Here is a 10,345-nt window from a genome sequence, read left to right on the forward strand (position 1 = left end):
GATGCTCGGATCAAGTCCGAGCATGACCCCTGTGGGGGAACACCAGTGAGGACGTAAACCCACGTATGTAAGGGTTTGTCAGCAGTCTGATATTTTTCCGCCTCAGGGAGCGGCCGCCCCATCCGGGCTCGGCCGCTTTCCTCTACACGGACGCCGCTCCGGCGCGCAGCAGATGGCGAAAGCGCAGCGCCAGCATCACCGCCGCCGTCCCCAGCCCCAGCATGAAGCCGACCCAGATGCCGACGCCTTCGAGCCCGAAGGGAAACGCCAGCAGCCAGGCAAGCGGCAGGCCGACAACCCAGTAGGCGATCAGCACCAGAAACATCGGCACCCGGGTATCCTTGAGGCCGCGCAGCAGGCCGTTCATCGTCGCCTGCCCGCCATCGAGCAATTGAAACAGCGCCGCGACGAACACAAGCGGCACGGCATAGGCCAGCACCTCCGGCGCATTTGGCAGGCCGGTATCCATGAACAGCGATACGAGCGGCACGGGCGCGAGCGCGAAGGTCAGGCCGCTGGCGACGGCAAAGCAGATCGCGATCGCCATAACCGTGACCGATGCCCGGATGACATTCTCCCTGTCGCCGGCCCCGTGGAACATGCCGACCCGGACCGTCCCCGCCTGGGACAGGCCGAGCGGGACCATGAAGGCGATCGAGGCCAGTTGCAGAACGATGCCGTGGGCGGCAAGCGGGATCGCCCCGATCTGCCCCATCAGCACCGACGACACGGTGAACATCGACACTTCCGCCAGAACGGAAATCCCGATCGGCAGGCCGAGCATGACCACCTCGCGCAGAGCCTGCCAGTCCGGCTTCCAGAAGCGGACGAACAGCTCGTAACGGGCCAGCATCGCGTCGCGGCCGATATAGGCGACCAGATACAGGAAACCGAAGGCCTGACCGACAAAGGTGGCGATCGCCGCGCCGCGAATGCCGATCTGGGGCATCCCGAACCCGCCGAGCACCAGCGCGTAGGCAACCACGGCGTTGACGACCAGCGTCAGCAACGAGACCCACAGAACCACCCGTGCCCGCCCCGTGGCGCTGACCAGCGAACGCAGGACCTGGAACAGCAGCGCCGGGAACAGCGCGATGCCGACAATATGAAGATACTGCGCCGCCTTGGCCGCGACGTCCGGCTCCTGACCGAGCGCCAGAAGAATCGGCTCGGACCAGAAGAACAACGGCAAAGCCAGCGCGCCGTAGATGATCGAGGCCCACATGCCCATGCGCATGGACCGGCGCACGGCAACCTCATCACCGCGGCCATAGGCCTGCGCGACCATGGGCATCACCGCAATGGCAAGCCCCATGCCGAAGATGAAGATCGTGAAATAATACTGCGTGGCAAGGACCGCGGCCGCCAGATCCAGCGCGCTCAATTGCCCGAGAATGAAGATATCGGTGGCATTGATCCCCTGCTGGGCCAGTTGCGCGCCGATGAGGGGGATGCCGAGGGTAAGGGTTTCCTTGAGGTGGGAGAACCACGAATGGCCGGCTGCTTGCGCAGTAGGCATTGCGACAGACATGAAATTCACCAGAAGCTGACGCGCCGGGGCCATGCAATATCGGGGCCGCGGCGGCGGAACTTCCATAGCCTCTTTTTTCGGCAATTGCCACCCTTGTGGGCAGACCTGGATGAAGCAACCGATCAGGAGACGGCGTCAGGGTTTTGGCAAGGCCCGCCCCTCTTCTCCGCCGTAAAGGGACATGCTTTTCTTCGGCTCTCCCTGATCAGGAGATCGGATTACCGCCATAGCGATACGCCCCGCCGCGCTGCAGCGCGTGGCGATAGGCCGGGCGGGCGTGGATTTTCACCAGATAGTCCAGAACGGCCTGCGGGCGCTCCCCGAACGGAATCCTGTCCATGCCGACCTCGACCGGGAAGCTCATCATGATATCGGCGGCGGTGAAATTTTCGCCGGCAAACCAGCCGTCGCGCTGCAATTCCTCTTCCCAGAATGCCCCATGGGTCTTCAGTTGCGGGTCGGTGAGTTTCGACGTCACGGCCCTGAATATCCTGGTCATCAGCGGCTTCAGCAGACGCGGTCCCTGCTCCGGGATTTTCTGGAACACCAGCTTCATGACCAGAAGCGGCATGGCCGAGCCTTCCGAATAATGCAGCCAGTAGCGATAGCGCAGCGCCTCATCCGTGCCCGGTTCCGGCCTGAGGCCCTTGCCGTCGCCGTAGCGGTCGATCAGATATTCGACGATCGCGCCGCTTTCGGCGATGATCCGGCCCTCATCCTCGATAATCGGCGACTTGCCGAGCGGGTGGATCTGTTTCAGCTCCGCCGGCGCGCTCATGTTCTCGCCACGCTTGTAGCGCTTGATTTCATAGTCGACCCCGAGTTCCTCCAGAAGCCAGAGGATACGATGGGCGCGGGAATCTTCGAGATAGTGAACGAGCATGAAGCCACCTTCCGACATGATCGAACCGAACGGTTCGATTTAGATATGCACTGCTTTATACGCGTTGACAAGCCTGGTCAGATTGCAGTGATCGCGATTGCCCCGAAATAAAGAACGAGGATGCCCGCGCTCTCGAACCCGATGCGCCCCGGCCCCGCCTTCTGGCGCACGATCAGGCCAAGCAGCAGGATCGCGGTTGCCGACAGACCGACCGCAAGCCAGATCAGATCGTCCTTGCCGATCGCGTGATAGAGCGAGCCGTCGCGATAGGCTATATCCGAAAGCGTCAGGAACAGCGTATCGAACGTGTTGCCGCCGATAATGCCGCCGACGGCAAGCTGAAGCGCGCCGCGCCTGACGGCCGCAAGCGTCGTCACCAGTTCCGGCAGCGAGGTCACCACCGCCGTCATCAGCGCGCCGACGAGCGAGGCGGACAGGCCGTAACGGTCGGTGATCACGCCGGCGATTTCGGAAATCACATAGCCGGCAATGCCCATCAGCAGCATCAGACCGATGAACACCGCGAAGATGCCGATATTGCCGCGGGCATCGCTTTCCTCTTCCTCGGGCTGATCCGTGCGCGTTTCATGCGTGCCAACGGGCGTCCACATAGGCTCGTCGCGCACCCGTTTGGAGGCAACAACGCCGGCGATGTAAACGCCGAACAGGGCGAACGAGACCGGGCTTACGGCAAACAGCGTGATTTCCGGCGAGGCATAGGCCAGAAGCGGCATGCTCAGCAGCAGAACCAGCAGCGCGCCCTGAAACAGGTTGGAAAGATCGGCCGCCGCATGTTCGAGATTAACCCGGCGGTAGATCATGTCCGCTAACGCCAGAAACGCCGTCTGCGCGGCGATACCGCCAACGGCGTTGGAGAAACTCAGCGACGCCCGGCCATCGAGCGCCGAGGTCACCGACACGACCGTGCCGGACAGCGACGTCGCCGCGCCCAGCAGCAATCCACCGATCAGCGCCTCGCCAAGTCCCGTGCGGTCGGCGATCCTGTCCGCCACGTCGGTGATCCTGACGCCGCAACCGAGAATGACCGCGCCGGCCATCAGGAAAAGAATAGTCAGCCAGACCAAAGTCAGATTTTCAAAATTCATAAATGTCTCCGGTTTGAAGAGCTAACGCGCCACTTCAAGGTTTGTTCGGGCCAAGCGGCACGGCGCAACCACAAAACAAACCTTTACAACCCTGAATGTTCACTATACGTTCCGGAAAACGACAGGAGGGTCATCGTGGTCACGCAGGAGGAAAAATATCGGCGGTTCATGGCGCTGCATGCGCGCGAACGCGCTTTTGTCATGCCCAATCCATGGGACGCCGGCTCGGCGCGTCTGCTCGCCCATCTCGGCTTCGAGGCGCTTGCGACCACCAGCGCGGGGCTTGCGTTCTCGCTTGGGCGTCGCGATTCGGCTGCGGATTTGTCGCGCGATGATATCCTTGCCAACGCAAAGGCCATCGTGGAGGCAACCGACCTGCCCGTCTCCGCCGACCTGGAAAACGGCTTCGGGGATTTGCCTGAAGACTGTGCGCTGACGATCCGGCTCGCCATCGAGGCGGGCCTCGTCGGCGGCTCGATCGAGGATGCAACGGGCAGAAGCGATGATCCGATCTATGATTTCGACGACGCAGTCGATCGCGTTCGCGCGGCGGCGGAAGCGAAGGCCGGAAGGCCGTTCATTCTCACCGCGCGGTCGGAAAACTTCCTGTGGGGCCGTCCCGATCTCGCCGACACGATCCGGCGTCTCCAGGCCTTTTCCGAGGCCGGCGCGGATGTGCTTTACGCGCCCGGATTGCCGGATATCGAGGCGATCGCCACGGTCTGCCGCGCCGTCGACAAGCCGGTCAACGTGGTGATGGGGCTTCAGGGCGAGAACTATTCCGTCACCGCGCTGGAACGCGCCGGCGTCAGACGCATCAGCGTCGGCGGCTCGTTTGCCCGAGCGGCGCTTGCCGGACTGAAACGGGCGGCGGAAGAGGTGCTGACGGAGGGGACATTCAATTACGCGAGGGTAGATGGCAGCGAGGCGGAAAGGTTGACCACGCCGCCGAAGCGGTGACGCCAGCAGGCGTCACCGGGTGAGACGTGCGCGCTCAGGCATGCGACGTCTTGCTGGCCCTGCGAAAGATTTCGCCATGGCTCTTGCGCTGGGCGTCGTCCGCGCCGAAAAGCCTGCCGCCGACGATCCGGTAAAGAATAGCAAGTCCTGCAGCCGCGAACACGATCTGGAATGCGATAAGAGGCAGATATTCAAACATGGTTTTGTCTCCGGTTTGGAGTAATAACGCGGCATGTAAACGAAAAGTTCACACTTAAGTGCATGAAAGCCGAAAAAACATCGTTGATCTCGGTTCGCGCGGTGCATTTTCGGGGTTCCGTTGCCCCGGCAACTTCCCTATAAGGCCCACCTAGCCTACATGATTTCACGTCCCTTACCCGGCCCGGTCAACCGTGCCGGTTTTTGATGCAGGGACGATAAGAAGAAACGACGGATACCGCCCATGCCCAAGCGCCAAGACCTCAAATCCATCCTCATCATCGGCGCGGGGCCGATCGTCATCGGCCAGGCCTGCGAGTTCGACTATTCCGGCGCGCAGGCCTGCAAGGCGCTGAAGGAGGAAGGGTACCGGGTCATTCTGGTCAACTCCAACCCGGCCACGATCATGACCGACCCGGAGCTTGCCGACGCCACCTATGTCGAGCCGATCACCCCGGAAGTCGTCGCCAAGATCATCGCCAAGGAACGCCCCGACGCGCTGCTGCCGACCATGGGCGGCCAGACCGCGCTCAACACCGCATTGTCGCTGCGCCGCATGGGCGTGCTGGAGCGCTACAATGTCGAGATGATCGGCGCCAAACCGGACGCCATCGACAAGGCCGAGGACCGCGCGCTGTTTCGCGAGGCCATGGCCAAGATCGGGCTCGAAACCCCGAAATCGATGCTCGCCAACGCCACCGAGATCAAGGATCAGCATCGCCAGGAGCATGAAGCCAAGCGCGCCGAACTGAAGAAGACGCTTTCCGGCGATGCGCTGGATGCCGCGCTCGACGAGCTCGAGAACCAGTGGAACCTCGGCAACACAGACCGCAAGCAGCGTTACATGTCGCATGCCATGGCGATCGCCGCGCAGGCGCTCGATACGATCGGCCTGCCGGCGATCATCCGCCCGTCCTTCACGCTCGGCGGCACCGGCGGCGGCATTGCCTATAACCGTTCGGAATTCTTCGAGATCGTTGAGCGCGGCCTCGACGCCTCGCCGACCACCGAAGTGCTGATCGAGGAATCCGTGCTCGGCTGGAAGGAATACGAGATGGAGGTCGTCCGCGACAAGGCGGACAACTGCATCATCATCTGCTCGATCGAGAACGTCGACCCGATGGGCGTGCATACCGGCGATTCGATCACCGTCGCGCCGGCCCTCACCCTGACCGACAAGGAATACCAGATCATGCGCAACGCCTCGCTGGCGGTGCTGCGCGAGATCGGTGTGGAGACCGGCGGCTCGAACGTGCAGTTCGCCGTCAACCCGGCGGACGGCCGCCTCGTCGTGATCGAAATGAACCCGCGCGTGTCGCGCTCCTCGGCGCTGGCGTCGAAAGCCACTGGCTTCCCGATCGCCAAGGTCGCCGCCAAGCTCGCCATCGGCTACACATTGGACGAGCTCGAAAACGACATCACCGGCGGCGCGACGCCCGCCTCGTTCGAGCCATCGATCGATTATGTGGTCACCAAGATCCCGCGCTTCGCCTTCGAAAAATTCCCGGGCGCGGAAAACACGCTGACCACGGCGATGAAATCCGTGGGCGAAGTCATGGCGATCGGCCGCACCTTCCCGGAATCGCTGCAGAAGGCGCTGCGCGGCCTGGAACGCGGCCTGACCGGCCTCGACGAGATCGAAATTCCCGGCATCGAGAATGGCGAACCGAGCAACGCGATCCGCGCCGCGATCGGCACCGGCACGCCGGACCGGCTGCGCATGGTCGCCCAGGCAATGCGCCTTGGCGTCAGCCAGAGCGAGATCCACGAGCATTCGAAGATCGACCCGTGGTTCCTGGATCAGCTGCGCGCGATCGTCGACATGGAGGAGCGGGTGCGCGAGCACGGCCTGCCGCAGGATGCCGAAAACCTGCGCATGCTGAAGGCCATGGGTTTTTCCGACCAGCGGCTGGCAAGCCTCACCCATGGCCGCCCGAAGGAAGTCGCCCAGCTTCGCAACAAGCTCGGCGTGCGCCCGGTCTACAAGCGCATCGACACCTGCGCTGCAGAATTCGCCTCGCCGACCGCCTATATGTACTCGACCTACGAGACGCCGTTTGATGGCGCGGCCCGCTCCGAGGCTGGCATTTCCGATGCCAAGAAGGTCGTCATCCTCGGCGGCGGTCCGAACCGGATCGGCCAGGGGATCGAGTTCGACTATTGCTGCTGCCATGCCGCCTTCGCGCTGAAGGATGCGGGCTATGAATCGATCATGGTCAACTGCAACCCGGAAACGGTTTCGACCGACTACGACACCTCCGACCGGCTCTATTTCGAGCCGCTGACGGCCGAAGACGTCATCGAGATCATGCGCGCCGAGCAGGAAAAAGGCACGCTCGTCGGCGTCATCGTGCAGTTCGGCGGCCAAACGCCGCTGAAGCTCGCCGAAGCGCTGGAAAAGAACGGCATCCCGATCCTCGGCACCGCGCCGGACATGATCGACCTTGCCGAGGACCGCGACCGGTTCCAGAAGCTCCTGATCAAGCTCGATCTCAACCAGCCGAACAACGGCATCGCCTATTCGGTCGAGCAGGCCCGTCTGGTGGCGGCCGAAATCGGCTATCCGCTGGTGGTTCGCCCGTCCTACGTTCTCGGCGGCCGCGCCATGGAGATCGTCCACAACGATGCCGGTTTGTCGCACTACCTGCTCGAAGTGGTGCCGGAACTCGTCACCGAGGACATCAAGCAGCGCTATCCGAACGACAAGACCGGGCAGATCAACACCCTGCTCGGCAAGAACCCGCTTCTGTTCGACAGCTACCTGACCAACGCCATCGAGGTCGATGTCGACTGCCTCTGCGACGGGACCGACGTGTTCGTCGCGGGCATCATGGAGCATATCGAGGAAGCCGGCATCCATTCGGGCGACAGCGCCTGCTCGCTGCCGCCCCATTCGCTGTCGGACGAAATCCTCGATGAGCTTGAGGTACAGTCCCGTGCGCTGGCGCTCGCGCTTAACGTCAAGGGCCTGATGAACGTGCAATTCGCCATCAAGGACGGCACGGTCTATATCCTCGAAGTGAACCCGCGCGCCTCGCGCACCGTGCCCTTCGTGGCCAAGACCATCGGTTCGCCGATCGCCAAGATCGCCGCCCGCGTGATGGCCGGCGAGAAGCTGAACGATGTGATCGCCTCCTATGGCGAGCGGCCGAACCCGCGCAAGCTGAACCATATCGCGGTCAAGGAAGCGGTCTTCCCCTTCGCCAAGTTCCCCGGCGTCGATACGCTGCTCGGCCCGGAAATGCGCTCGACCGGCGAGGTCATCGGCCTCGACAAGGATTTCGCGATCGCCTTCGCCAAGTCGCAGCTCGGCGCCAGCGTCGATCTGCCGCGTGATGGCTGCGTCTTCGTTTCGGTCAAGTCGGAAGACAAGGAGCGCGTTCTGCCCGCCGTCAGGCTTCTGGTGGAACAGGGCTTTTCGGTGATGGCGACCGGCGGCACCCGTGACTTCCTGGAGGAAAACGGCATTTCCGCCACTAAGATCAACAAGGTGCGCGAGGGCCGTCCGCATATCGAGGACGCGATCCGCAACCGTCAGGTCCAGTTGGTGTTCAACACCACCAGCAACGACAAGACGATCTCGGATTCGAAGTCACTCCGCCGTGCAGCACTCACCCAGAAGGTGCCCTACTACACCACCATGGCCGGCGCCATGGCCGCCGCCCAGGCGATCAAGGCACTGAAACAGGGCCAGCTCGAAGTGCGCCCGCTGCAAAGCTACGCCTGAGCCGTATCGGACTGAGACGCCTTATGAAGGGCAGGCCCGGCGCCTGCCCTTTTCTTTGGACTTGACGCAGAGATTTGCCTCCTTTATTTATCCACTAGGTTAATTAACTGATGGGATAAATATAAGATGTCCGATCCACTGACCCGGACGCTCTCCGCCCTCGCCGATCCAACCCGCCGCGCGATCCTTGCGCGGCTATCCAAGGGCGAAGCGACGGTGAATGAACTGGCTGAACCGTTCGCGATGTCGCTGCCGGCGGTCTCCAAGCATCTGAAGGTGCTGGAGCGCGCCGGGCTGATCTCCCGCGGCCGGGAGGCGCAGACCCGGCCCTGCCGGATAGAGCCGGAGACGCTGAAGGCGGTCGATGGCTGGCTTTCGGACTACCGGGCGCTGTGGGAACAGCGGCTCGACCGGCTGGAAGCCCATCTCGCGAAAATCCAGAAGGAGGAAACGCCATGAGCGAGGAAAAGCCCAGCGCAAGCCTCGAAATCCACAACGAAAGAAGCTTTCCGCAGGACCGCAATACGCTGTTTTCCGCGGTGGCCGATCCGGCAAAGCTCGCCCGATGGTGGGGGCCGCACGGGTTCGAAAACCGCATCACGGCGTTCGATTTTCGTCCTGGCGGACGCTGGCGGATCGTCATGACCGCCTCGAACGGCGATGAATTCGACAACCACTGGAGTTTTCTGGCGATCGAGGAAGGCCGCATGGTCCGCGCGCGCCATCATCTGCCGGTGCATGATTTCGTGCTGGAGATGCGGTTCGAGGATCATGCCGGCGGAAGCCGCCTTGTCTGGAGAATGGAATTCGAGCCGACCGAGGAAAACCAGGCTATGGCGCATTTTCTGAAGGCCGCCAACGACCAGAATCTCGACCGCCTCGCACAGTTTCTGGAGGGAGAAAACCAATGACCGCTGACCTTGATCCCGCAAGAATCATCCGGCTGGAGCGCGTCATGGACGCCCCGCGCGAACTGGTCTTCAAAGCGCTTTCCGATGAAAAGCACCTCGACCAGTGGTGGGGGCCGGAAGGGTTCGTCAACGAGACCCACGCCATGGACTTTTCCGTCGGCGGGCTGTGGCACTACACGATGCACGGCCCCGACGGCAAGGACTGGCCCAACTGGATCCGCTACACGGAGATCACCCCTCCGGCCCGCATTGCCTACGACCATGGTGGCGAACGCGGCGAGCCCGCCCATTTCCGGGGCCTGATCCTGCTCGAGGACGAAGGCGGAAAGACCCGCGTTTCGCTGATCCTGATCTTCGAAACGGTCGAGGCTCGTGACGCGACCCTCGAGTTCGGCGCCGTCGAAGGCGGCCGGCAGACGCTCGCAAAGCTCGATGCCTATGCCAGCCGCCTGCCCGGCTAAATCGGCGCGCCAGCTCTAGCCAGCAACGATGTTGTGCGCCGGGCCATAGGGAAAGCCGGTGATGTTCTCGGCGCCGTCCTCGCCCACGACCAGAATGTCGTGCTCGCGGTAGCCGCCGGCGCCCGGCGTGCCCTCCGGCACGAACAGCATCGGCTCCATCGAGATCACCATGCCGGGCGCCAGCACGGTCTCGATATCCTCGCGCAGCTCCAACCCGGCCTCGCGGCCATAATAATGGCTGAGGAGGCCGAAGGAATGGCCATAGCCGAAGGAGCGGTATTGCAGCACCCCGGCATCGGCGAAGAACCGGTTCACCTCGGCGCAGATCGCGGCGCACGATATGCCCGGACGGATGAGCGACATGCCGAGTTCATGCGCGGCGACGTTTGTCTCCCAGAGCTTCAGCGATGCTGCATCCGGCGCGCCGAGGAACAGCGTGCGCTCCAGCGCGGTGTAATAGCCGGAAATCATCGGGAAGGCATTGAGGCTGAGGATATCGCCCTTCGCGAGCCGTCGCGCCGTTACCGGATTATGCGCGCCGTCGGTGTTCAGCCCCGACTGGAACCAG

General features: G+C 62.9%; 10 protein-coding genes. 5 read left to right on the forward strand and 5 right to left on the reverse strand.

Annotated elements, in window-relative coordinates; genetic code table 11:
• Positions 1-142: 142 nt before the first annotated feature.
• The 3 genes from B4E36_RS10410 to B4E36_RS10420 form a co-directional block, all read right to left on the reverse strand.
• The gene (locus B4E36_RS10410; RefSeq protein ID WP_292058830.1) at positions 143-1,531 is read right to left on the reverse strand and encodes an MATE family efflux transporter; all 1,389 of its coding nucleotides are present in this window, start codon (positions 1,529-1,531) and stop codon (positions 143-145) included.
• A gap of 205 nt (positions 1,532-1,736) precedes the next feature.
• Positions 1,737-2,414 carry a glutathione S-transferase gene (locus B4E36_RS10415; RefSeq protein ID WP_292058833.1) on the reverse strand — a complete coding sequence of 226 codons (678 nt, stop codon included), beginning with the start codon at positions 2,412-2,414 and terminating at the stop codon, positions 1,737-1,739.
• A 77-nt stretch (positions 2,415-2,491) separates the two neighbouring features.
• Positions 2,492-3,520 carry a sodium:calcium antiporter gene (locus tag B4E36_RS10420; RefSeq protein ID WP_292058836.1) on the reverse strand — a complete coding sequence of 343 codons (1,029 nt, stop codon included), beginning with the start codon at positions 3,518-3,520 and terminating at the stop codon, positions 2,492-2,494.
• Positions 3,521-3,655: 135 nt separating this feature from the next.
• On the opposite strand from B4E36_RS10420, the gene B4E36_RS10425 reads away from it, so the two are divergent.
• Positions 3,656-4,480, forward strand: a complete 825-nt coding sequence (locus tag B4E36_RS10425) for an isocitrate lyase/PEP mutase family protein (protein WP_292058838.1) — start codon at positions 3,656-3,658, stop codon at positions 4,478-4,480.
• Positions 4,481-4,514: 34 nt separating this feature from the next.
• On the opposite strand, the gene B4E36_RS10430 is transcribed toward B4E36_RS10425, so the two are convergent.
• Positions 4,515-4,679, reverse strand: a complete 165-nt coding sequence (locus tag B4E36_RS10430; RefSeq protein ID WP_292058839.1) for a hypothetical protein — start codon at positions 4,677-4,679, stop codon at positions 4,515-4,517.
• 243 nt (positions 4,680-4,922) lie between these two features.
• On the opposite strand from B4E36_RS10430, the gene carB reads away from it, so the two are divergent.
• The 4 genes from carB (at position 4,923) to B4E36_RS10450 (ending at position 9,777) form a co-directional block, all read left to right on the forward strand.
• Positions 4,923-8,405, forward strand: coding sequence for a carbamoyl-phosphate synthase large subunit (carB, locus tag B4E36_RS10435; RefSeq protein WP_292058841.1), 3,483 nt, complete (start codon positions 4,923-4,925; stop codon positions 8,403-8,405).
• Between the two features lie 126 nt (positions 8,406-8,531).
• On the forward strand, positions 8,532-8,864 hold the full coding sequence (locus B4E36_RS10440; protein ID WP_292058843.1) for an ArsR/SmtB family transcription factor: 333 nt from the start codon (positions 8,532-8,534) through the stop codon (positions 8,862-8,864).
• The gene (locus B4E36_RS10445; protein ID WP_292058845.1) at positions 8,861-9,316 is read left to right on the forward strand and encodes an SRPBCC domain-containing protein; all 456 of its coding nucleotides are present in this window, start codon (positions 8,861-8,863) and stop codon (positions 9,314-9,316) included. Before B4E36_RS10440 ends, B4E36_RS10445 begins: the two co-directional genes overlap by 4 nt.
• Positions 9,313-9,777 carry an SRPBCC family protein gene (locus B4E36_RS10450; RefSeq protein ID WP_292058846.1) on the forward strand — a complete coding sequence of 155 codons (465 nt, stop codon included), beginning with the start codon at positions 9,313-9,315 and terminating at the stop codon, positions 9,775-9,777. The genes B4E36_RS10445 and B4E36_RS10450 overlap by 4 nt, the downstream gene beginning before the upstream one ends.
• A 15-nt stretch (positions 9,778-9,792) precedes the next feature.
• On the opposite strand, the gene B4E36_RS10455 is transcribed toward B4E36_RS10450, so the two are convergent.
• Positions 9,793-10,345: M24 family metallopeptidase (locus B4E36_RS10455; RefSeq protein WP_345900317.1), on the reverse strand; the 553-nt coding region annotated here is incomplete at its 5' end.

It is taken from the genome of Martelella sp. UBA3392, from assembly GCF_002358775.1.
Classification (GTDB): Bacteria; Pseudomonadota; Alphaproteobacteria; order Rhizobiales; family Rhizobiaceae; genus Martelella; species Martelella mediterranea.